Annotated in this window: 16 protein-coding genes; 2 read left to right on the top strand and 14 right to left on the bottom strand. The window is 43.8% G+C overall.

Annotated elements, in window-relative coordinates; translation table 11 throughout:
• Window positions 1-34: 34 nt before the first annotated feature.
• The gene (locus ACMVDV_RS11820; protein WP_416158254.1) at window positions 35-652 is read left to right on the top strand and encodes a hypothetical protein; all 618 of its coding nucleotides are present in this window, start codon (window positions 35-37) and stop codon (window positions 650-652) included.
• Between the two features lie 110 nt (window positions 653-762).
• Here the strand turns inward: ACMVDV_RS11820 and ACMVDV_RS11825 are convergent, their stop codons facing one another.
• The 4 genes from ACMVDV_RS11825 to ACMVDV_RS11840 all read right to left on the bottom strand — a co-directional run bounded on the left by ACMVDV_RS11825 (window position 763) and on the right by ACMVDV_RS11840 (window position 5,182).
• A complete protein-coding gene (locus tag ACMVDV_RS11825) occupies window positions 763-3,096 on the bottom strand; it encodes a fatty acid cis/trans isomerase (protein ID WP_416158255.1) in 2,334 nt (777 codons plus the stop codon).
• Between the two features lie 4 nt (window positions 3,097-3,100).
• Window positions 3,101-3,463, bottom strand: coding sequence for a hypothetical protein (locus ACMVDV_RS11830; RefSeq protein WP_416158256.1), 363 nt, complete (start codon window positions 3,461-3,463; stop codon window positions 3,101-3,103).
• A gap of 143 nt (window positions 3,464-3,606) precedes the next feature.
• Window positions 3,607-4,272, bottom strand: a complete 666-nt coding sequence (locus ACMVDV_RS11835) for an SDR family oxidoreductase (protein ID WP_416158257.1) — start codon at window positions 4,270-4,272, stop codon at window positions 3,607-3,609.
• 103 nt (window positions 4,273-4,375) lie between these two features.
• Window positions 4,376-5,182 (bottom strand): VOC family protein, encoded by an 807-nt coding sequence (locus ACMVDV_RS11840; RefSeq protein WP_416158258.1) that lies wholly within the window; start codon window positions 5,180-5,182, stop codon window positions 4,376-4,378.
• A gap of 229 nt (window positions 5,183-5,411) precedes the next feature.
• Here ACMVDV_RS11840 and ACMVDV_RS11845 point away from each other — a divergent pair, with 229 nt between their 5' ends.
• The gene (locus ACMVDV_RS11845) at window positions 5,412-7,478 is read left to right on the top strand and encodes a TonB-dependent receptor (protein ID WP_416158259.1); all 2,067 of its coding nucleotides are present in this window, start codon (window positions 5,412-5,414) and stop codon (window positions 7,476-7,478) included.
• A 40-nt stretch (window positions 7,479-7,518) separates the two neighbouring features.
• On the opposite strand, the gene ACMVDV_RS11850 is transcribed toward ACMVDV_RS11845, so the two are convergent.
• The 10 genes from ACMVDV_RS11850 to rpoB all read right to left on the bottom strand — a co-directional run bounded on the left by ACMVDV_RS11850 (window position 7,519) and on the right by rpoB (window position 25,013).
• Entirely contained in the window at window positions 7,519-8,229 is a 711-nt protein-coding gene (locus tag ACMVDV_RS11850) for a hypothetical protein (RefSeq protein ID WP_416158260.1), read from the bottom strand.
• 121 nt (window positions 8,230-8,350) lie between these two features.
• Complete coding sequence (locus tag ACMVDV_RS11855) at window positions 8,351-10,141, bottom strand: alkaline phosphatase (RefSeq protein WP_416158261.1); 1,791 nt, start codon at window positions 10,139-10,141, stop codon at window positions 8,351-8,353.
• 11 nt (window positions 10,142-10,152) lie between these two features.
• Complete coding sequence (locus ACMVDV_RS11860) at window positions 10,153-11,742, bottom strand: alkaline phosphatase (RefSeq protein ID WP_416158262.1); 1,590 nt, start codon at window positions 11,740-11,742, stop codon at window positions 10,153-10,155.
• Window positions 11,743-11,886: 144 nt separating this feature from the next.
• The gene (locus ACMVDV_RS11865) at window positions 11,887-12,030 is read right to left on the bottom strand and encodes a hypothetical protein (protein WP_416158263.1); all 144 of its coding nucleotides are present in this window, start codon (window positions 12,028-12,030) and stop codon (window positions 11,887-11,889) included.
• A gap of 151 nt (window positions 12,031-12,181) precedes the next feature.
• Entirely contained in the window at window positions 12,182-13,366 is a 1,185-nt protein-coding gene (gene tuf / locus ACMVDV_RS11870; RefSeq protein WP_416158264.1) for an elongation factor Tu, read from the bottom strand.
• A 64-nt stretch (window positions 13,367-13,430) separates the two neighbouring features.
• On the bottom strand, window positions 13,431-15,545 hold the full coding sequence (fusA, locus tag ACMVDV_RS11875) for an elongation factor G (RefSeq protein ID WP_416158265.1): 2,115 nt from the start codon (window positions 15,543-15,545) through the stop codon (window positions 13,431-13,433).
• A 27-nt stretch (window positions 15,546-15,572) separates the two neighbouring features.
• The gene (rpsG, locus tag ACMVDV_RS11880; protein WP_016710546.1) at window positions 15,573-16,043 is read right to left on the bottom strand and encodes a 30S ribosomal protein S7; all 471 of its coding nucleotides are present in this window, start codon (window positions 16,041-16,043) and stop codon (window positions 15,573-15,575) included.
• 97 nt (window positions 16,044-16,140) lie between these two features.
• A complete protein-coding gene (gene rpsL / locus ACMVDV_RS11885; RefSeq protein WP_002958885.1) occupies window positions 16,141-16,515 on the bottom strand; it encodes a 30S ribosomal protein S12 in 375 nt (124 codons plus the stop codon).
• Between the two features lie 194 nt (window positions 16,516-16,709).
• On the bottom strand, window positions 16,710-20,885 hold the full coding sequence (gene rpoC, locus ACMVDV_RS11890) for a DNA-directed RNA polymerase subunit beta' (protein ID WP_416158266.1): 4,176 nt from the start codon (window positions 20,883-20,885) through the stop codon (window positions 16,710-16,712).
• Between the two features lie 102 nt (window positions 20,886-20,987).
• Entirely contained in the window at window positions 20,988-25,013 is a 4,026-nt protein-coding gene (gene rpoB / locus ACMVDV_RS11895) for a DNA-directed RNA polymerase subunit beta (protein WP_416158267.1), read from the bottom strand.
• Window positions 25,014-25,018: the final 5 nt, after the last annotated feature.

Here is a 25,018-nt window from a genome sequence, read left to right on the forward strand (position 1 = left end):
TAACCTATAAAACCATCAACAACGAGTAAAAAACATGAACACAGCGAGCATAACTACCTTAGCCAGCGTTTTATTAACCTGTAGCGCATTTGCCCAAGCAGAGCATAAAATTGAGCATACCTTTGACATCAGCGGGCAGCAAAAACTAACCATTGACGTGCCCGTTGGCAGCCTAGAGCTGAGCACTAACAAAAGCAATCAGGTCACTGTATCTATTGAACTAAAAGCTAAAAATAATAGTTTCTTTAGTGATGATGTCGCACTTGAAGAGATCACCTTAAAACATCAACAAAGCAGCGATAAGTTGAGCCTGTCGATTGCTGAGGATGATGTTCAACAAACTTGGTTAGTAAGTATGCCGGAGGCTATGGCGATAGATTTAGCACTAGGTGTTGGCGATATTGAAGTGAATAAGTTTGCTAACTCTGCGGCGATTGACGTGGGCGTGGGCGCAGTTCGTATCAGCAGCGCATTAGCCGACTATCAAACGATCACGCTTGATAGTGGCGTAGGCGACACAAAAATAACAGGGATGAAAAATGATGCTAAACATAGCCGTAAAATGGTTAGTTCAACCAGTAACTACCGCGGTGATGGCCAATACCGTATTAACGTCGAGGTTGGCGTAGGCGATATTAAAGTAACTCACTAAATTTTTAGCGATTAGAGTGCAAACCGTAAAAGTATGATGACGTTAAGCATTGAGCTTTGAGGGCTGCGAGCAACGAGCTTGAAAAAGCGCATGACTCGCAGCTCGCTGCGTTATCTATTCTCTAAACGATTATAATCAAATAAGCCATATTCTACACCACGGTATTGCTGTGCAACGCGATGCAAAATATCACTGTATTGCCAAAACTGTGGATGTGTACGACGAATAGCAAATTGACTTTTTAATGCTCTATAGTCAGCCTCAATCTGCATCATAGGCAATTGCTCTGCAAATGATGCAAGCTGTTGCGGGTTGTGTAAATACCAAATAGCCTCAGGGTAATCACCAATAAAGCCCGGCACGATAGTGACGGTATCTTCTGCATAAGCCCGCTGCCCTTCTTCGTTTAATAAGCTGGAAATATTATAGTGCGCATTATGGTGGATCAAGGTATAAGCTTGATGCTCTTTATCACCATCTTTGACTAACACAAACGAGATTTGTGGCAATAAATTAATGGCCTTGGCAGGCATGTTATTTAGCTGCTGTAACGGCTCAGGTACCTGCGTATAATCATAACGCGGGCTAAGTACTGGCTTTAAAGTTTGCTTAATTAAGCCATATAGCTCGTGTTGCTGATCTTGAGTTTGGTATTCCACGCCTGTTGGTTGGCTAAAGCTTTCGCCACTTTTAAAGAATTCAGTAAGACTGGTTGGTGATTTGCGATACCAATTTGCTTTTAATTCTTGGCGCTGTTGTTTTGGCAATAAAGCTAAAAAGTTTTGCTCACCTTCTAGGCGTAAAAAGTCCATATATAAACGCGTAATTAGCTGATGACCAATATTGCCATACACATCAAAGCCCGCCACCAACAGGTAATGTATACGCTCAAACAGTGCGTAGTCTAATACCCACATGGTTTTTGGCTCTTGGCCTATAAACCCTTTAACGACTGTTGCGCTATCAAAATGGCGAAATATAGTCAGCGCGGCGCTATCATTCACCCCTTCACCACGCCATAACACGTCAGTAGTCAGGTTCTCACCGTTTTCAAACATATGATTCGCCAAGTCTACTTTCGCTTTTAGGTAAGTACTTTGCCGCTTAGAATATTTTACCCAGCTAGAAATTGGTAAAGCATTACTTTCTTCGGCCGCTGGCAATGCAAGTGCATCTTCATGCTGCATCAGCATTTGCTCTACTTCTGGTGTCGCTGTTTTATCTGGATCAGCAAACGCCACCCAAAAATGATCATTAATAACATTTAACGCAATCTGACCACGACATACAGGCCCTTTAATAAAGCCCATAATAATCAACTCGGCTTCATCAAGCATAAATTGATATTTAGATTTGGTCGGAATTGCCGCAAAGGCTTTAAACGGATTCGATGCCACCTCAGCGGTATAGCTCGGCATTTTTTCAACCGTGTAATCCGGTGCAATAAACTGGTTGTATAAACGCGCGAGTTTTGTGTCGTCCAGCGCAAGTGGTAGGTGTGTTTTTGCCAAGATGGTTGATCTATCGTGCATCAAACGGTAGTACACACGCTCTACTTTCGGGTCATCGTACGGGCGACGTGTATTGACCAATGCTATATCTTGCCCTGGCGGTGTACTTGAACGCACTAGCTTAAAGAAGCTTTTTTCGCCATCTTGGACAAAATAAATATGCGCTAAATACCAATGCTCAAATATATAGCGTGCAGCTAGCTGGTGCTTTAAACCATCTTGATTTAAAAAGCTTTCCCAACGCTGGGCTTGGGCTGTTACGGCTTTACTTGGCGGTTTAATATGTGCCATTTTACCACCGCTTTTAAGCCACTTTTCTAGGTGCTTAAATTCAGTCCGTGAAATACCGGGTAATCCGTAAGGCATACCTGCATGCCGTTGGCTATCTGCAAAGCGGTCAAACTCGCCCATGCTGGTACAGCTTTGTTCGCGATCCAGTGAAAAATCAAATTCATCATCAAGAATGTCATCTTCAGGTAAAGGTGAACTCATTTTCAGTACTAGGCTGTTATACAAAACACTGCCCGCTAGGTTAGCTTGCTCCGACTGCTCTCGCTCATTCAGCACTGGGGTAAAGCCCTTTTCGCGCCACTGACTGGTTTGCGTAGCATCAAAAAGTAACCTGCTTGGTGTTGAAGCTAACAAACGAGTGCCGTCATACACGAGCTCTTTGCTTAGGCCGCGGTCGATCCCCTCTGGCGATGACAGTTTTAGTTGGCATGGTGCATCGTAACAACCATGGCACACAACACAGCGGCTTTCTAGCACCGGTTGCACATGCTGTAAAAACTCGGCACCGCTACCAGTAGTATGCTCAACAATGCGTTGCTGTGTTTGTTCTGGCCCAAAAAGTTGATTGTAATGGGCAGCGCCTAAGTAAGCGCAGCCGCTGAGCACAATAATAAATACACTCAGCAAAAAAGACTTTTTCATCGCTTTATTCGTCCTCATCACCCAGATCAAAGGTCGGCATCATATCCATTTGCGGTGACACAAATGTTTGTTCTGACAGTGTATCGAGCACCGCACTTAACAATGGCCCATGGGTCAGAGTCAACTGTGCATGATGTGCATCAGTTACTAAGTCTGCAAACGCCGGGTTATGGGCTTCGACAATATAATCTGAAATGGTAATAGCAATACTGCTATCCTGTGCTGGATTTTGACAAAGCTGGGTAAGTAAGTCGTCATCTAAAAGTACGCTTAACAAAAGATCTGGGGTCTCTAAATCTCGCTCATTTAAGTTCTCATCAAAAAGAAATAACGGAAGGGTTAAACTGCTATCTTGCTCTAATTCCATGTGCTGCTCTCTAAATACGACTGTTCAGGCTTTGAATAGAGCGATTATAGCAAACAATGAGATCAAAAATTACTGAAAGTTATCAACAGTTAGCCACGTGTTCATGGCCAACTGATGAAATATAGTTGTGCATTTTGGTAAACCTACCAAGGTAGGGTTTCACCATTTGCATGCCAAAAACCACCGCTATTACTGAGATTTAGCTCGTCGATACGCTGTGTTAAGCACTGTGCAGACTCCTCTGCTGAGATATCTCCTGCAAAATTAACCATTTGCGTTTGCACAAAACCCGGATGAAATAAACCAACAGCAATTTTTTTACTTTTTAATTCATGAGCTAAACAGACTGATGCCGCGTTAAGCGCAGCCTTTGACATGCGATAACCAATATAACCACCTGAGTCATTGTCTGTAATCGACCCTAAGCGACTGCTGATCATGGCGACTTTCGCATCGACCCCAAGGCAATGCAGTAAGGCATGGGTAACCCGAATTGGTGCCACAGCATTTACTGCAATTTGTTGATTGATGGTGTCAAAATCCATCTCTGCCATACTTTCATTATGGAAAATACCGGCATTGTTGATCAGCAGGTCAATCTTATGACCATGTAACTGGTTTTCAAGAGCCGCAATGTCTGCGCCATTTGCAACATCGATATTACTGATCACGGTGACCGCTAATTCTTTCAGCTCGGTGCTTGGGGTACGTACCACGGCTGTGACATGATAGCCCTTTGCTAAATATTGCCGACATAAATTAAGGCCGATACCGCGGTTTGCGCCTGTAATTACCACGTGCTTTGTCATACTTTTGCTCCCATTTTATATACAATCAATAACTGAGAGTTTGGGGCAAAGAAAAATAAAAAAAGCACCGAAGTGCTTTTTCAGTCAATTTAATTAACCGTAACTAGCTGTATTTCACGTCATTCATAGCGGAGGTCATAATTGAAAATACCGCACCTTGTGGATCGGTGATCACACTAAAACGACCCACTTCAGGAACATCGGTTGGTGGTACACAAATTTCACCGCCAAGTTGCTGGGCCGTTGTGGCATAGTTATCACAATTATCAACGGCAAAATAAATCATCCAGTGAGCAGGAATATCAGCAGGCCATTCATCCGTCATTTCAAGCATCCCTGCAACCGGTTGATCGGCGACTGTGAATAGCGTGTAGTTCATACCTTCCATTGGCTTTTCAACGCTTTGCCAACCCAGTAACTGGCAATAAAATTCTCGACTTTTTGCACTATTGCGCGTTGCCAGCTCATGCCAATACGGGGTATTTAACTCACTTAAGCGTTTACATCCTTTATGTTGATTGCCTTGCCATAAAGCAAATAATGCACCACCTGGTTCATTGAGTAACAGCATGCGACCCGCGTCCATTACATCATGCGGCCCTGCGATAATCTCAGCACCTAATTGTTTGGCTTTTGCAGCCACTTCATCAATATTATCTACCGCAATATAAGCTAACCAATGGCTCGGCGTCGCTGCGTTTTTTTGTTCGTTTGGCATTTGATACATGGCAGCAATATCATCACCTTGCTTTTGCAACATAGTGTAATAAAGATCATCACCAAGCGGTTGATCATCCGCCCCCCAAGCAAAGAGTTTAGTGTAAAAAGCTTTACCATTTTTCCAATCTGATGTGCATAACTCTGACCAACAGAAAACCCCATGGGGATGATTTGTTTTTGTTTCGTTCATGGTTCATTCTCCTTAAAAAATACATTTATTAAAGTTAAAGGAGGAAAGCCATTTTAGCCAATTTTATTTGTAGCATCAGCCGTTACTGATCCTGGTAACACAAGGCTTCATTCAATTAATCACAACAGTGAAACACGATTCGAGTTGAAAATATTGATAATGGTATTAAATAAATGTATAAATACGAATAATTTTTACTACCATCATAAATAGTGATTACATCGTGCCCATGAAATATTATTTACCGTTTTTACTGACTCCTTTAGCAGCACTGGCTAATACTCAAACTGATATTGAACAGATCACAGTATCAACCACTCGTAGCACTGCCCCTGTAAGTACAGTACCTGCGACAATTAACGTGATCAGCGCAGCAGACATTGCAAAGCAATTAGCACATACGCAAGATCTGTCGCAGATCCTTGGTAACTTATTACCGAGTTTTTCACCAAGCAGGCAAAAAATGACCAGTGCAGGTGAAACGCTACGCGGCCGTGAACCACTTTATATGATTGATGGTGTGCCACAATCAAACCCGCTACGCAATGGCTCTCGTGATGGCAATACCATTGACCCTGCGATGATCGAGCGCATTGAAGTGATCAGCGGTGCCAATGCAATTCAAGGCATGGGCGCCAGTGGCGGTATTATCAATATCATTACCAAAACCCCTGGAGATGATAATCATCAAGTAACGGCCGGATTTAGCGCGCCAACAACCGGTGGTAGCGATAGCCAAAGCTATAAAGCCAGCTACTTATTTAGCCAAGAGCAAGACGATTTAAGCATAGTAGCGGGCGTGTCAGCACGCAGCACTGGTATGTACCGTGATGGCAATGGCGATTTAGTCGGTCTCGATGGCGCTCAAGGTGATACCCAAGACTCAACCAGCCTAGATTTGTTCTTTAAAGCCAAGTACCAATTAGACAGTGAACAAAGCCTACAAGTGATGCTTAACCATTACAAAATTGAAGGGAATGGCGACTATTTAGCAACCAATGGTGATGTAACAAACAGGATCCCGACTGGCGCTGAAAAAGGTGATATCGAAGGAGAAGCGCCGCGTAACCGTGTTACTACTGCCACTGTTGACTATGTACATAACAATATCGCTGGCGGTAGTTTATCACTGCAAGTATTTATGCAGGATTTTGCTGCCATGTACGGCGGTGGTAACTTTGCGACATTCCAAGATCCTGCTTATGGCGATGATATTTTTGATCAATCGCAAAACAAATCACAAAAATTCGGAAGCCGCTTAACCTATGCGAAAAATAACCTTGCTGGCAGTGATTTTGATTTAGTTACCGGGCTTGATTTATTAAGCGATGAAACCTATCAAGAACTGGCGCAAACTGGCCGTAACTGGGTTCCAGAAACTAAATTTGATAATGCAGCTCCTTTTGCACAGTTACGCTTTGATGGCCTTGAAGATTGGACCTTCAACGTGGGCGCGCGCTACGAATACGGTAAGTTAAAAGTTGCTGATTTCACCACCCTCGCAGCTTACGGCAGTACCTTTGTTGAAGGTGGCGAGCCAAGCTTTAACGAATTGCTGGGCAACCTTGGGGTTGTTTATCAAGTAACGAGCGATTTACGCGTCTATGCCAGCTACAGCGAAGGCTTTAGCATGGCTGATGTGGGGCGAGTGCTGCGTGGTATTAACCAACCGGGTTTATCAGTTGAGAGCTTTTTAAACCTTGAACCAGTGATTTCAGACAACCGTGAAGTAGGCCTTGAATACAACAATGATTTAATTAGTTTTAAAGCCAGTTATTTTGAATCAGACTCTGATTTAGGTTCACGTTTACAAGCAGATGCCGATGGTATTTACAGTGTACAACGTGAGCGTACTGAAATATCAGGAGTAGAGGCAAGCTTACAATACTTCCTCAATGACGATACTAGCTTTGGTGCCAATTATGCGGATACCCAAGGTCAATATGATGGTGATGGCGATAACATTGTAGAAAGTGATTTAGGCGGCAGCAATATCTCACCAACACGCCTTAACTTATTTTGGCAGCAACAGTGGCTCAATAACATCGACAGTCGCTTACAAGTCAATAAGCTATTTGACCGCGACTACAACACCGGTGGTGAATTTACCGGTTACACTACGGTTGATTTATCAGTTAACTATCAAACACAACAATACGGCGCATTTAGCTTAGGGATTGATAACTTAACCGATAAGTTTTATATCACTTATTATGGCCAAACTAACCCAGCCGCCACCCGTTACTTTGCAGGCACGGGGCGCGTTGCTAGTATAAATTGGCGTTTCGGCTTCTAACAACAGGTTAATACTTAAAAAGAGCGCTTAAGCGCTCTTTTTAATGACTATGGCCACCGCCTAGCGCTTTACCGCTGGCGTCATAAAAACCCGATGCACCGTGTTCAATAAAGCCCAAGTTGATCATTTTAGCTAAGAATGGGTCGCCTTCATTATCACCTATATCTGCGTAATCGGTGGTTTGATAGCTATCCCAGCTGGCAAATTGTTGCAACACAGCTGCTTTATCAAAACGCACAGTAGCCAAGGTTAATGTTTGTGTTACCTGTGGTTTGCTAATACGCATTGAGCTTACCAGCTTTTTATTGACCAACCATGCAAGCTCAATCTTAGTATCACCTTGCACTAATTGATAATTTTGCAGTTGCTCACACCCTTCGCCCTGCTCACTTTTGAGAGTCATTTTCGCAATAAAATCATCACTCACTAACTGATATTTAGTACTCCAATCTTGCTGACCTTGCACTTCGCTTGGCTGATATTCAATACCACGCTGCTGCGTTTGAAAATAACGAATTGGCCGAATTTGCTGATTACTCAATTGCTGCCACATTTCGACTAACTCACGGCCTTGTTCGGCAACCTGATGCGGTGTTCGCCACAAGGTAAATTGCTCAGTCTGTGCGAGCATATTGGGTGCTGCTTGCTTACTAACCTGATAGTTTGCTTGTACATATTGGTTATCAAGCGCGCACTGTGCAGCACTGGCCAGTGGACTTATTAACACTAAAGATAAGATGATTTTTTTCATTAAATTCTCTTTCCGATGTAATACGGTAGATCACTGTAAAGTGTTTGTTTGGCAAATTAATGACAAAGAGCAACTCAAATGTGAGTTGCTCTTTTTGTTAAGCGTATTTCGCTATCATTGCTTAGTTAGCCACTTTTTGCTCGGCTTGCTTTACTAAATCAGCAGCATAATCCATCACATGAAAAATAAAGCTCTGCTCGTTAGTACCCGTGACTAAGTGCGCACCAGGACCACGGGCATAAACACCAACATCTTCACCAGCATGGGTTTCAGATGAAAGAGGCACTAACGCTTCTTGGTGGAAACCAGGGCTTTGCGTGTCAACATCAGTCAAATCAACACGACCCGTTACTGGGGCAAAGTTGTAGCCTGCTTCAGCATCTGTTTCTTCACCTAAATCTCTAAAACCACCACCATTCGTATAACCAACTGTGGTGTATGGCATGTTATCGGCAGCAAGGCTTGGCTCAGTTTCGCCAACAGCCACCACTTTACCTAAAATTGGATTACCGCGTTTAGGGTAACCAGCAATGGTAAATACATGGCTATGATCGGCAGTTACAATAATTAATGTATCTTCGATACTGGTTTTATCCAGCGCCACTTGCACCGCTTTTGACAGTTCAATCGTATCGTTTAACGCGTTATAGGCATTGCCCGCATGGTGAGCATGGTCAATACGCCCAGCTTCAACTGTTAAGAAGAAGCCTTTGTCGTTATTATCTAGTACGTCTAATGCTGTTGCTGTCATCTGTGATAAAGATGGCTCGCCAGCAATATCATTGCTACGGTCAGCTTCATACTGCATATGGGATTCATTAAACAAACCAAATACTTGCTTAGTATTAATCACATCAATCGCATCAAAACTCGCTTGGTCCATCACATATTGACCAGTTGGATATTGAGCCTGCCATTCTGCAGTTAGGTCGCGACCATCAGTACGATCCCCTTCCACACTACTCACCGCATCAGCAGAGTTAAATGCTGCATCTTTAGGTAAGAAGTGACGGCGACCACCGCCCATTACCACTTCGATACCATCAACGTCTACTCCAGCAAAACGTGCTTCTAAGTTCTTTTCAAAATTAACCAGTTGCGAGGCGATATCTTCACAATTTGCAGCCTCAGACTCTGGCATATCAGAAATATCTTCCCAGTTACGGCTCGCCGATTTTGCATAAGTTGCCGCTGGCGTTGCATGGGTAATACGTGCTGTTGAGATAATCCCAGTTGATTTACCTGCAATTTCAGCCAGTTCAAGCGCAGTGATCAGTTCATGGCCTTTGCCCGATAAACAATTGCCATTAACCACGGCTTCACCAATACCAATAACACCTACGTCTGTTTTTACACCCGATGCCATAGCAGTCATGGTGCCGGCTGAGTCAGGGGTTTGTGCATCAACATTGTAAGTTTTAGCAAAACCAGAAAACGGCAGTGTTTCAAAGCTTAACTGATGCTCTTCGCCGAGCTTTCCTTCAAGCTGTCCAGCTAGAATGCGCGCTGCTGTAACGGTTGAAATGCCCATGCCATCACCAACAAACAGAATGACATTTTTCGCTTTGCCAGACTCTTTAACAATATTAGCGATATTATCTTGGCTAGTAGCTAACTTGGTTTGCGCTTCTTTAAACCAAGTATTGGTCGTAAGCGGTGCTAACTGCTGAGCATTTAATGACGTTGCCGGGTCGTTACATACTACAGACGTTGCTGTTACTTCATCCGCATCAAGCTCACCATTTTGATTACTGTCTTCACCCGTTTGGGTTTCAATGCCACCATTGATACATTGCTCAGAGCCAACTGCAATGGTATTTTCCACACTCAGTGACTCAATTTTATCGTCATCATCAGAGCAACCCGCCAAGGCAACAACCACGGCAAGAGAGATTAAATTTAATTTTTTCATTATGATCACCATTATTCTTCTATTAGTTCGAGCGCTTGATTGATAATGTGGAAAATCACATGTTGTTCCACAACGCCTTGTGCCAACTGTGCTCCAGGACCTTTAGCATGTAGTGAAATATCTTCACCGGCATGAGTTTCCGAGCTAAGTGGGACTGTCGCTTCTTGATGAAAGCCTGGTGTTAGGGTGTCAACACCGCTTAATTCAACACGCCCAGCAACGGCAGCAGTTAAATATGCTGCATCAGCATCGGTTTCATCACCTAAGTCTCTAAAGCCCAAGCCATTTGCATAGCCTACCGTGGTATAAGGCATGCCATCAGCTGCAAGTGTTGGTGTATCGCGGCCTACTGCCACAACTTGTCCTAAAATTGGATTACCGCGTTTTGGGTAACCAGCAATGGTAAATACATGGCTGTGATCGGCTGTAACTAAAATCAGCGTTTCGTTTGGATCGGTATTTTCTACAGCGGCTTTAACTGCATTGGCAAATTCAATGGTTTCATTGAGTGCGTTGTAAGCATTACCCGCATGGTGGGCGTGATCGATACGACCCGATTCAACCGTTAAGAAAAACCCTTTTTCATTATTCTTCAGGATATCAATGGCTTTCGTAGTCATTTCAGTCAACGAAGGTTCACCTGCAATATCATTGCTGCGGTCCGCTTCATATTGCATGTGCGATTCATTAAATAATGCAAATACGCGTTTAGTATCGCCATTTATTGCGTCAAAGCCCGCCTGATCAGTAATGTATTTACCATCACTGTACATTTGCTGCCATTGTGCTGTTAAATCGCGTTCATCGGTGCGGTCACCCTCAACACCACTCACTGCATCAGCAGAATTAAATGCCGCGTCTTTTGGTAAGAAATGACGACGACCACCGCCCATCACCACTTCTAGACCATCAACATCTACACCGGCAAAACGCGCTTCTAAATTCTTTTCAAAATTAACTAACTGTGAGGCGATATCTTCACATCCTGCGGCAACCGCAGCTTCAGGCATATCTGAGACATCTTCCCAATTACGATCTGCCGACTTTGCATAAGTCGCAGCGGGTGTTGCATGGGTGATCCGTGCGGTAGAAATAATACCCGTTGCTAAGCCTTTAATTTCCGCCAGTTCAGTGGTGGTGATCAACTCATTCCCTGCAACTGTGCTGCAATTACCACGTTCGATACTTTCGTTAACACCAACCACACCGACATCGGTTTTAACACCCGATGCCATTGCTGTCATGGTGCCAGCCGAATCAGGCGTTTGCGCGTCCACGTTATACGTTTTTATTTGCGCGGAGTATGGAAACTCTTCAAAACTCAAAAAGCCTTCTTCACCTAAAGCGCCTTGTTGCTGACCGGCAAGAATACGTGCGGCTGTTAACGTTGATACACCCATACCGTCGCCGACAAATAAAATCACGTTTTTTGCTTTTGTTGCTGGTGCGGTATTAGCCATTGCCTGTTTAGCGGTTATTTTGCTTTGTGCAGCGCTATACCAATCACTTTTCATTTGATTATCTGGTAGCACACCTGCATTAGCACCCGCCGACAACGCCAGTGTTAAACCAATTGCAGACGCAATTTTATTAATTTTCATTTTTAAGTTCCATTGATACGTTATGGTCAAGAAAGTTAGTAATAATCAGAGCGTTTATACTAGGCGGGATTTGTTACTGAAAAAGTGACTTTGTGTTACATAAAAATTAAAAGTTACATTGTTTTTATTTGTTATATCATAACGTTACGGTAAGCGGTAAGCGGTAAGCGGTAAGCGGTAAGCGGTAAGCGGTAAGCGGTAAGCGGTAAGCGGTAAGCGGTAAGCGGTAAGCGGTAAGCGGTAAGCGGTAAGCGGTAAGCGGTAAGCCAAAAAATTTGAGTGTTGCAAATTATTATGTCAACACTTAAAAAGTACTCGGGCAGCTTAAAACTTAACGCTTAAGACTTATGGCTTCAAACTTACAGCTCAAATCGCAGGCATTAAAAAACCCGAGACTAAGCTCGGGTTTTTTTAATGCTTAATGCATTACAACTGTTGATTACTCAACGATAGTTGCAACAACACCAGCACCTACAGTACGACCACCTTCACGGATAGCGAAACGAAGACCTTCGTCCATCGCGATTGGCGCGATTAGCGTTACTGTCATCTTAACGTTATCACCAGGCATTACCATTTCTACGCCTTCTGGTAACTGTACGTCACCAGTTACGTCAGTTGTACGGAAGTAGAACTGTGGACGGTAACCTTTGAAGAATGGAGTATGACGACCACCTTCATCTTTCGAAAGTACGTATACTTCTGAAGTGAATGTTGTATGTGGGTTGATTGAACCAGGCTTAGCTAGTACTTGACCACGTTCAACGTCTTCACGCTTAGTACCACGTAGAAGTGCACCAATGTTCTCACCAGCACGACCTTCGTCAAGTAGTTTACGGAACATTTCAACACCAGTACAAGTAGATTTAGTTGTATCATGGATACCAACAATTTCTACTTCGTCATTGATGCGGATGATACCAGCTTCAACACGACCAGTTACAACAGTACCACGACCTTGGATTGAGAAAACGTCTTCGATAGGCATGATGAATGGCTTATCGATGTCACGCTCTGGCTCTGGGATGTAAGAATCAAGTGCGTCAGCAAGTTCAATGATCTTGTCTTCCCACTCTTTCTCGCCTTCTAACGCTTTAAGCGCAGAACCAGCGATTAGTGGTAAGTCATCACCTGGGAAATCGTACTCAGAAAGAAGTTCACGAACTTCCATTTCTACTAGTTCAAGTAGCTCTTCGTCATCAACCATGTCACATTTGTTCATGAATACGATGATGTAAGGAACGCCAACTTGACGAGAAAGAAGGATGTGCTCACGCGTTTGTGGCATAGGGCCGTCAGTCGCAGCAACAACTAGGATAGCGCCGTCCATTTGAGCAGCACCAGTGATCATGTTTTTAACATAATCGGCGTGTCCAGGACAATCTACGTGTGCGTAGTGACGAGTTGGCGTATCGTACTCAACGTGTGAAGTTGAGATTGTGATACCACGCTCGCGCTCTTCTGGAGCGTTATCGATTGATGCGAAATCTTTAGCAACACCGCCGTATACTTTTGCAAGTACGTTAGTGATTGCTGCAGTTAGGGTTGTTTTACCGTGGTCAACGTGGCCGATTGTACCTACGTTTACGTGCGGTTTTACGCGTTCAAACTTTGCTTTTGCCATCTTAAAAAATTCCTATAAAGAAATTAAAGGTTCAGTCCACTGCGGACCAAACCGAGCTAAAAAATTACTTAACAGCGCGAGCTGTAATTATTGTATCTGCAACATGTTTCGAGGCTTCAGCGTACTTCAAAAACTCCATAGAGTATGAGGCACGACCCTGAGTTGCAGATCGTAGATCAGTAGCATAACCAAACATTTCAGAAAGCGGAACCTGAGCGTTAATTAATTTAAGTCCGCCTAGCGCTTCTTCCATGCCTTCGATCATACCGCGGCGACGGTTTAAGTCACCAACTACATCACCCATGTTTGCTTCAGGAGTGAGTACTTCAACCTTCATCATTGGCTCTAAAAGTACTGGGTTTGCTTCAAGCGCACCCTTTTTCATTGCCATTGAACCTGCTATTTTAAATGCCATTTCATTCGAATCTACATCATGGAATGAACCATCATATAAAGTCGCTTTCACGCCAAGTAATGGGTAGCCTGCCAACACACCTTGAGCCATTTGCTCTTGGATGCCTTTATCTACTGCAGGGATGTATTCTTTCGGTACTGAACCACCTACGGTTTCGTTAACGAACTCATAAATTGGTGCTTCATCATCCGAAATATCCATCGGTTCAAGTTTAAGCCAGACATGACCATATTGACCACGTCCACCTGATTGACGTATGAATTTACCTTCAACTTTAACCGTTGAACGAATAGCTTCACGGTAAGAAACCTGCGGCTTACCAACGTTACATTCAACACTGAATTCACGTTTCATACGATCGACAATGATATCAAGGTGAAGTTCACCCATACCAGAAATAATAGTCTGGCCTGATTCTTCGTCAGTTTGTACACGAAAAGATGGATCTTCAGCCGCTAGTTTACCCAGCGCGATCCCCATCTTATCTTGGTCAGCGATTGTGCGAGGCTCAACCGCAACAGAGATTACTGGTTCAGGGAATTCCATACGCTCAAGCGTAATAATAGAATTCGGATCACACAGTGTTTCACCTGTTGTTACGTCTTTGAGACCAATAGCCGCTGCAATATCGCCTGCGTGGACTTCTTTGATCTCTTCACGTGAGTTTGAATGCATCTGAACGATACGGCCAAGACGCTCACGCTTACTTTTTACTGGGTTGTAAACCGCATCACCCTGTTTAACAGTACCAGAGTAAACACGGAAGAAAGTTAAAGTACCAACGAACGGGTCTGTTGCAATCTTAAAAGCGAGTGCAGCAAACGGTGCGTTGTCATCAGCAGGACGTTCTTCCTCAGTGCCATCTTCAAGGATACCTTGAATTTGTTTCACTTGTGTTGGTGCAGGCATATATTCAATAACGCCATCAAGCACAGCTTGAACGCCTTTATTTTTAAATGCACTACCACAAGTCACTGGGACGATTTCGTTCGCTAATGTACGCTGACGTAAAGCATTTTTTATTTCTGCTTCACTCAGGTCTTCACCTTCCAAATACTTATCCATTAGTTCTTCAGATGCTTCAGCTGCGCTTTCAACTAAGTTCGAGCGCCATTGCTCAGCTAAATCCTGAAGTTCTGCCGGTATTGCCTCATAAGTGAAAGTCATGCCCTGGTCTTCATCATTCCAGTTAATCATTTTCATTTTTATGAGGTCAATAACACCTTTAAAATCGTCTTCAGCGCCAACAGGCAACTGAATTGGAACAGGTGTTGCTCCAAGACGAGATTTCACCTGGCCTACAACCGTTAAGAAGTCAGCGCCCGTGCGATCCATTTTATTTACGAAGATCATTCTCGGAACTTCGTATTTGTTCGCTTGACGCCAAACTGTCTCAGTTTGCGGCTGTACACCCGATGAAGCACAAAGCACAACTACCGCACCATCAAGTACTCGTAAAGAACGTTCTACTTCGATAGTGAAATCGACGTGTCCTGGTGTATCAATAATATTGATACGATGAGCGTCAAATTGCGCGTCCATCCCTTTCCAGAAACACGTTGTTGCAGCAGAAGTGATTGTGATACCACGCTCTTGTTCCTGCTCCATCCAATCCATAGTTGCGGCGCCATCATGTACTTCACCGATCTTATGTGAAAGACCGGTGTAGAACAGAACACGTTCTGTTGTGGTGGTTTTGCCTGCATCTACGTGAGCAACAATACCGATATTACGGTAGCGCTCAAGTGGAGTTGTACGTGCCATAAAATCCTCTTAAAGGTTAAGGACAGATTACCAACGGTAATGTGCGAATGCTTTATTCGCTTCAGCCATACGGTGAACGTCTTCACGTTTCTTAACCGCAGTGCCTTTGTTATCAGCAGCGTCTACAAGTTCTTGAGCTAAACGTAAGCCCATAGATTTCTCGCCACGCTTACGTGCAGCGTCTACTAACCAACGCATACCTAATGCGTTGCGACGTACTGGACGTACTTCTACTGGTACTTGATACGTTGAACCACCAACACGGCGAGATTTAACCTCTACCTGTGGGCGGATGTTTTCAAGTGCAGTTTCAAAGATTTCAAGGTGCGATTTGCCTGATTTCTCAGCAGCCACATCTAGCGCACCGTAAACGATTTTTTCAGCAGTAGATTTCTTGCCGTCTAACATCACGATGTTAACGAATTTTGCAAGAAGTTCCGATCCGAACTTAGGATCTGGAAGAATTTTACGTTGACCTATTACGCGTCTTCTAGGCATTTTGTATCTCCGGTTTATTCAGGTTTGTCCTTTTGGAACAATCACCCAAAACAATAATTAAAAATATTTAGTGCTTGGCCTTACTAACGGAAAACAATTAGCCTTTAGGGCGTTTTGCACCGTATTTCGAGCGAGCTTGACGACGGTCGCTAACGCCTGCACAGTCAAGTGCACCACGAACAGTGTGAAAACGCACACCTGGTAAATCTTTAACACGACCACCACGGATTAGGATTACACTATGCTCTTGAAGGTTATGACCTTCACCACCAATGTATGAAGTTACTTCGAAACCGTTAGTTAAACGTACACGAGCTACTTTACGTAACGCCGAGTTTGGTTTCTTAGGTGTAGTTGTATATACGCGAGTACATACGCCGCGCTTTTGCGGACACGCTTTAAGCGCAGCTGAGTTACTTTTCGTAACCTTGCTACGACGTGGCTTACGCACTAGCTGGTTAATAGTTGCCATTTAAATAGCTCCTGAAATTAAAATTACTACTGAAAAAATAAAAAAATCCGCCCTTTATTTACTAGCCCGTATTATACGCACTGGTAAATGGGTGGCGGAATTTTAATGAGCAAAGATTGAGCTGTCAACCTAAACCGTCAGCAAGGCAGTAGATAACTGCCTTGCAAAAACATAATCTATTGATTAAGTTCAGTTTATTGATTTCCAGATAAATCCGCGTTTAAAGCATCTGTGAGTGCTTGAGTTGCCTCTTCCGCACTTACTGTTTGCTCTTCAACAACTACTTTGCTCTGCTTACGACGAGCCATACGATCCTGATGATACGCAAAACCGGTACCGGCTGGGATCAAACGACCCACGATTACGTTTTCTTTCAGACCGCGAAGTTCATCGCTCTTACCATTTACAGCGGCTTCAGTTAGGACACGTGTTGTCTCCTGGAATGATGCTGCCGAGATGAAAGATTCTGTGGCTAGTGATGCTTTGGTGATACCCATTAACTGGATTTCAAATTTAGCAGGTAACTTGCCTTGAGCTTCAAGGTCGCGGTTTGCGATATTAACGCGTGCCACTTCAATTTGCTCACCGACTAAGAATTCACTATGGCCGCCGTCAGTGATCGTACACTTACGGATCATTTGACGGATAATTGTTTCAATGTGCTTGTCATTGATCTTAACGCCTTGCAAACGGTAAACCTCTTGCACTTCGTTAACGATGTAGTTAGCAACATGAGTCACACCACGTAGGCGTAAGATGTCATGTGGTGATTCAGGACCATCGGCAATAACTTCACCTTTAGACACTTGCTCACCTTCAAACACGTTAAGTTGACGCCATTTCGGGATCATTTCTTCGTAATGATCGCCTTCAGCTGGCGTAATAACTAAACGTTTCTTGCCTTTAGTCTCTTTACCAAAGCTAATCGTACCGGTTACTTCAGCTAAGATAGCTGGTTCTTTCGGTTTACGCGCTTCGAATAAGTCGGCTACGCGTGGTAGACCACCCGTGATATCACGAGTTTTCGAACCTTCCTGCGGAATACGTGCTAGCACGTCACCTGGGTTTGCCGTTACACCGTCTGTTACTTCAATCGTAGTGAATGAAGGAAGACGTGTTTCTTGCAGACCGCGCTCTTCACTTTCGATGATAAGCTTTGGCTCTTTGGCATTTATCTTAGCAAGATCTTTAACAACTACACGGGTTAAACCAGTTAGTTCGTCAGTCTGTGCTTCAGTATTTGAGTCATCGATATCGCTGAACGATACTTTTGACTTATGCTCAAGAACGATTGGGTGACTATGCGGGTCCCAAGTAGCAACAATGTCGTTACCTTGAACTTCAGCATTATCTTGCACTGTTAATACCGCACCGTAAGGTACTTTATAACGTTCTTTCTCACGACCATAACTATCGATGATAGTAATTTCCGTTGAACGTGAAGTAATAACAATCTTACCGTCAGTGTTTAATACATACTTAGAGTTATGCAGTTTTAATGTACCGTTAGTTTTAACTTGTACATTGTTTTCTGCAGACGCTCTTGATGCCGCACCACCGATGTGGAAAGTACGCATCGTAAGCTGTGTACCCGGCTCACCGATTGACTGCGCCGCGATAACACCTACTGATTCACCAGCATTGATGATATGACCACGTGCTAGGTCACGACCATAACAGTTTGCACATACACCAAAGTCGTTATCACAAGTGATAACTGAACGTACGCGAACTTCGTCAACTGAATGCTCTTCTAACAGATCACACAGTTTTTCATCAAGCATGATATTACGTTCTACCAGTACTGTATTAGTACCTGGAATTACAATATCTTCCGCAACAACACGACCTAATACACGTTCGCGAAGTGCTTCTACAACGTCACCACCTTCAATAAGCGGTTTCATTGTTAAGCCATCTTCTGTGCCACAATCGTCTTCGTTGATTACCAAATCTTGTGCAACGTCTACTAGACGACGCGTTAGGTAACCCGAGTTCGCTGTTTTCAGTGCTGTATCGGCAAGACCTTTACGCGCACCATGCGTTGAGATGAAGTACTGAAGTACGTTTAGACCTTCACGGAAGTTAGCGGTGATTGGCGTCTCGATGATTGAACCATCTGGACGTGCCATTAGACCACGCATACCTGCTAGCTGACGGATCTGAGCGGCACTACCACGAGCACCCGAGTCGGCCATCATAAACACTGAGTTAAATGACGGTTGCTCTTCTTCTTCACCTTTAGCATTGATAACCGTGTCTTTTGACAAGTTGGCCATCATCTCACGTGATAAGTTTTCATTTACCCGTGACCAGATATCGATAACTTTATTGTACTTTTCACCAGCCGTTACCAAACCTGATTGGAATTGTTGGTTGATTTCAGTAACTTCAGCTTCAGCAGCTTCAATGATCTGTGCTTTAACCGGTGGGATAACTAAGTCATCGATACCGATAGAAACACCAGACTTCATTGCGTAATGGAAACCAGTGTACATAACTTGGTCAGCAAAGATAACGGTATCTTTAAGACCAAGACGACGGTAACACTCGTTTAATAAGCTAGAAATCTGCTTTTTACCTAAGGCTTGGTTAATTGACGAAAACGGCATGCCTTTTGGTAAAATAAGCGACAAAATTGCACGGCCAACAGTTGTATCGATCACAGTTACAGTGTCTTCTACTACACCGTTTTCGTTTTTAACTGATTCGCTAATACGTACTTTCACGCGAGCGTGAAGGTCTGCATTACCGCTGCGGTATGCTTTTTCTGCTTCTTTTGGATCTTTTAAGATCGCGCCTTCGCCTTTCGCGTTGATGCGGTCACGAGTCATATAATATAGACCCAATACAACGTCCTGTGATGGAACGATGATTGGCTCACCATTCGCAGGAGATAGGATGTTGTTTGTTGACATCATCAATGCACGCGCTTCAAGCTGTGCTTCAATCGTTAGCGGTACGTGTACCGCCATTTGGTCACCATCGAAGTCGGCGTTGTAAGCCGCACATACTAATGGATGCAAATGGATTGCTTTACCTTCGATAAGCACAGGTTCAAACGCTTGGATACCCAAACGGTGAAGTGTTGGTGCACGGTTAAGTAATACTGGATGTTCACGAATTACTTCGTCTAATACATCCCATACTTCCGGAACTTCACGCTCTACCATTTTCTTAGCAGCTTTGATTGTCGTAGCCATGCCGCGACGCTCTAGTTTGCCATAGATAAATGGTTTGAATAGCTCAAGTGCCATCTTCTTAGGAAGACCACATTGGTGAAGCTTAAGTGTAGGACCAACTGTGATTACAGAACGGCCTGAATAATCTACACGCTTACCAAGTAAGTTCTGACGGAAACGACCTTGCTTACCCTTGATCATATCAGCAAGAGATTTCAGCGGACGCTTGTTAGAACCTGTAATTGCACGACCACGACGACCGTTATCAAGTAGCGCATCAACCGCTTCTTGTAACATACGTTTTTCGTTGCGTACGATAATATCCGGTGCAGCTAAATCTAGTAGACGTTTAAGACGGTTATTACGGTTAATAACACGACGGTAAAGGTCATTTAGATCAGAAGTCGCAAAACGGCCACCATCTAGTGGTACTAATGGACGTAGATCAGGTGGCAATACTGGCAGTACTGTCATGATCATCCACTCAGGGTTATTACCTGATTGGTGGAACGATTCCATTAATTTAAGACGTTTAGTGATCTTCTTGCGTTTAGTTTCAGAGTTAATTGTTGGTAACTCTTCACGCATTTCAGCAATTAATTGCGCAAGATCGAGTTCACGAAGCAAGTCTAATACTGCTTCAGCCCCCATCTTCGCTTCAAACTCATCACCGTGCTCTTCTAGTGCATCTAGGTATTCTTCTTCACCTAATAGCTGACTACGCTCAAGCGTTGTCATGCCAGGCTCAGTTACTACGAATGACTCGAAGTATAGAACACGTTCAATATCACGAAGCGTCATATCCAGCATTAAGCCGATACGTGACGGTAATGATTTTAAAAACCATATATGTGCAACTGGGCTCGCAAGGTCGATGTGACCCATACGATCGCGACGCACTTTAGTGAGTGTTACTTCAACGCCACACTTTTCACAGATCACACCACGGTGTTTAAGACGCTTATATTTACCACATAAGCATTCATAATCTTTCACTGGACCGAAAATACGGGCACAGAATAAGCCATCGCGCTCAGGCTTGAAAGTACGGTAGTTAATAGTCTCAGGTTTCTTTACTTCACCGTATGACCATGAACGAACCATGTCTGGTGAAGCAAGACCAATGCGAATTGCATCGAATTCTTCGGTCTTATTTTGTTGCTTCAGAAACTTAAGTAAGTCTTTCACCTTAGCTCTCCTGTCGGAGTTAATCTTGAGGACGGATGATTTCGTCCCTACATTCTATTCGGCCGTAACAGGTGCTGTAGCTAGCTACAGCACCTAATTGGCTTAATTTTCTTCCAACTCGATGTTGATACCCAGTGAGCGGATTTCTTTCAACAATACGTTGAACGATTCTGGCATACCTGGTTCCATTTTATGGTTACCATCAACGATGTTTTTATACATCTTAGTACGACCGTTCACGTCATCCGATTTCACTGTTAGCATTTCTTGTAGCGTGTAAGCAGCACCGTAAGCTTCAAGTGCCCATACTTCCATCTCACCAAAACGCTGGCCACCGAACTGTGCTTTACCACCCAGCGGCTGCTGAGTAACAAGGCTGTAAGAACCAGTTGAACGCGCATGCATCTTGTCATCAACTAAGTGATTCAGTTTCAGCATGTACATGTAACCTACGGTTACTTGACGTTCAAACTGATCGCCAGTACGGCCATCATAAAGTGTAACCTGACCACTACGAGGGTAGCCACCTAGCTCAAGCATGTCTTTGATTTCGCTTTCTTTCGCGCCATCAAATGCCGGAGTAGCGATTGGTAAACCACCTTTTAAGTTTTCAGCCAAACGACGTATTTCGTCATCTGTGAAGCTAGCAATGTCTACAAACTGGCGAGATTCACCAATTTCGTATGCTTGCTTGATGAAGGCGCGTAGCTCATGCAGCTCACGTTGCTCTTTCATCATTTCTTCAATACGCTCACCAATACCACGAGCAGCTAGACCCATATGTGTTTCAAGGATCTGACCGATGTTCATCCGTGATGGTACACCCAACGGGTTAAGTACGATATCAACGGTACGACCTTTATCATCGTATGGCATATCTTCTACTGGTACGATAGTCGAGATAACACCTTTGTTACCGTGACGACCCGCCATTTTATCACCCGGTTGGATACGACGTTTAACAGCTAGGTATACTTTAACAATCTTAAGTACGCCCGGTGCTAAGTCATCACCTTGGGTAATTTTACGACGTTTGTTTTCAAACTTTTTATCGTATTCAGCTTTTAGCTCATCGTACTGGGCTGCTAGTTGCTCAAGTTCAGCTTGCTTGTCTTCTTCAGCAAGGCTTTGCGTAAGTAACTTCTCAGCATTCAATGACGCTAATCTATCTTCATCTTGACCGGCTGCGATAAGTAACTTACGAGCACGATCTAACACGCCTGCTTCAAGAATACGGAATTCTTCATTAAAGTCTTTTTTCGCATCACGAAGTTGCATTTCTTCAACTTCTAGCGCGCGCTTGTCTTTTTCAACACCATCGCGGGTGAAGACTTGCACGTCAATTACAGTACCAGTTACAGAGTTTGGTACACGTAATGAGCTGTCTTTAACGTCAGACGCTTTCTCACCAAAGATAGCTCGTAGTAGCTTCTCTTCTGGTGTTAATTGCGTTTCGCCTTTCGGAGTCACTTTACCTACTAGGATATCGCCGCCTTTAACTTCAGCACCGATATAAACAACGCCTGATTCATCAAGCTTGCCTAGCGCAGATTCACCCACATTCGGGATATCTGCAGTGATCTCTTCAGGACCTAACTTAGTATCACGGGCAACACACTGTAGTTCTTGAATGTGGATAGTGGTTAGACGATCTTCTTCAACTACGCGCTCTGATAGTAGGATTGAATCCTCGAAGTTATAACCGTTCCATGGCATGAATGCCACGCGCAGGTTTTGACCAAGGGCTAAGTCACCTAAGTCAGTCGAAGGACCATCTGCTAACACGTCACCACGAGTAACCGGTTCACCAACCATACAAGTCGGTTTTTGGTTAATACAGGTATTTTGGTTAGAACGTGTGTATTTGGTTAAGTTGTAGATGTCGATGCCCGCTTCACCAGGGATGCGTTCTTCTTCATGTACATTAACAACGATGCGACTTGCGTCAGCATACATTACTTCACCACCACGTTTCGCAACAATCGTTACACCAGAATCTTTCGCTAGTGTTAACTCAATACCAGTACCTACTAACGGTTTGTCCGCTTTCAATGTTGGTACTGCTTGACGTTGCATGTTTGAACCCATCAATGCACGGTTAGCATCATCGTGTTCTAGGAACGGGATAAGTGCTGCCGCTACAGAGATCACCTGTTGTGGTGATACATCCATATATTGCTGATCCATGCGACCCATAAAGGTAGATTCACCTTTGTGACGACATGGAATAAGTTCATCAACAAACTCATTGCTTTCGGTTAAGTTTGAGTTCGCCTGTGCGATAACAAACTGACCTTCTTCAATGGCTGATAAGTAATCAACTTCATCAGTTACAACACCGTCTACCACTTTGCGGTAAGGTGTTTCTAAGAAACCATAGTCATTGGTACGTGCGTACGTAGACAATGAGTTAATTAGACCGATGTTTGGACCCTCAGGCGTCTCGATTGGACATACGCGACCATAGTGAGTTACGTGAACGTCACGTACTTCAAAGCCAGCGCGTTCACGGGTTAGACCGCCCGGCCCTAATGCAGAAATACGACGTTTATGCGTTACTTCTGATAGCGGGTTATTTTGGTCCATGAACTGTGATAACTGAGACGAGCCGAAGAACTCTTTAACCGCTGCCGAAATCGGCTTAGCGTTAATAAGATCTTGTGGCATGATCGCATCTAGGTCACCTAAGCTTAAACGCTCACGTACCGCACGCTCTACACGTACTAAACCTACACGGAACTGATTCTCAGCCATTTCGCCAACACTACGAATACGACGGTTGCCTAAGTGGTCGATATCATCAACATCGCCTTGGCCGTTACGAATAGAAATTAATACTTTCATAACAGACACGATGTCTTCTTTGCTTAATGTGCCTGGGCCTGTGTCAGTGTCATAACCAACACGGCTATTGAACTTCATACGACCTACAGTAGATAAGTCATAACGTTCTTCAGAGAAGAACAAGTTCTCAAATAAGGCTTCAGCCGCGTCTTTCGTCGGTGGCTCGCCTGGGCGCATCATGCGATAAATTTCTACTAGTGCTTCTAAGCGGTTAGTGCTTGAATCGATACGTAAGGTATCAGAAATATATGCACCGCTGTCCACTTCATTGATATATAGAGTATCAATTTTAGTGTGACCTGCTTTAACCAATTCAGCCATTAACTCTAAAGTTAATTCATCATTCGCGTTGGCAATCACTTCACCCGTTGACTCATCAACGTAGTTTTTAGCAATTACACGGCCAATAATATACTCATGTGGTACTTCTAAATGGCTAATGCCTTTTTTCTCAATGCTCTTGATATGACGCGCTGTTACACGACGGCCAGACTCAACGAACACTTCACCGTCTTCACTTTTTATATCAAAGGCAGCGGTTTCACCACGTAAACGTGATGGCACAAGTTCCATAAGAACTTTACCGTCAGTTACTTCAAACGCAGTGGTTTCGAAGAAGATGTTTAAGATCTCTTCTGTCGTGTACTCAAGTGCACGCAACATGATTGACGCCGGTAATTTACGACGACGGTCAATACGTACATATAAGTTATCTTTTGCATCAAACTCAAAATCTAACCATGAACCACGGTATGGGATAACACGTGCGTTATAAAGCACTTTACCCGATGAGTGAGTTTTACCGCGGTCGTTATCAAAGAATACACCAGGGCTACGGTGTAGCTGAGAAACGATAACACGCTCTGTACCATTGATTACAAAAGTACCGGTATCGGTCATGAGCGGAATTTCGCCCATGTAAACTTCTTGCTCTTTAATGTCTTTAACTGTGCCTGGCGCTTCTTTGTCCATCACCACAAGGCGTAGTTTTACGCGAAGTGGAGCAGAATAAGTCACACCGCGAATTTGACATTCTTTTACATCGAAAACTGGCTCACCAATACGATAACTTACGTATTGAAGCTCAGAATTTCCCGAGTAGCTTTTGATTGGAAACACAGAACGGAAGGCAGCTTCCAAACCATGATCGCCATCAGCGTCCGGCACTAAGAATTTTTTAAACGATTCTAACTGCGTTGACAGTAAGAAAGGTATATCCAAAACTTGTGGACGTTTACCAAAATCCTTACGGATACGTTTCTTTTCAGAATAAGAGTAAGCCATGGGGT

Origin of the sequence: Pseudoalteromonas sp. ASV78, assembly GCF_047806705.1 — a bacterium.
GTDB lineage: Bacteria > Pseudomonadota > Gammaproteobacteria > Enterobacterales > Alteromonadaceae > Pseudoalteromonas > Pseudoalteromonas prydzensis_A.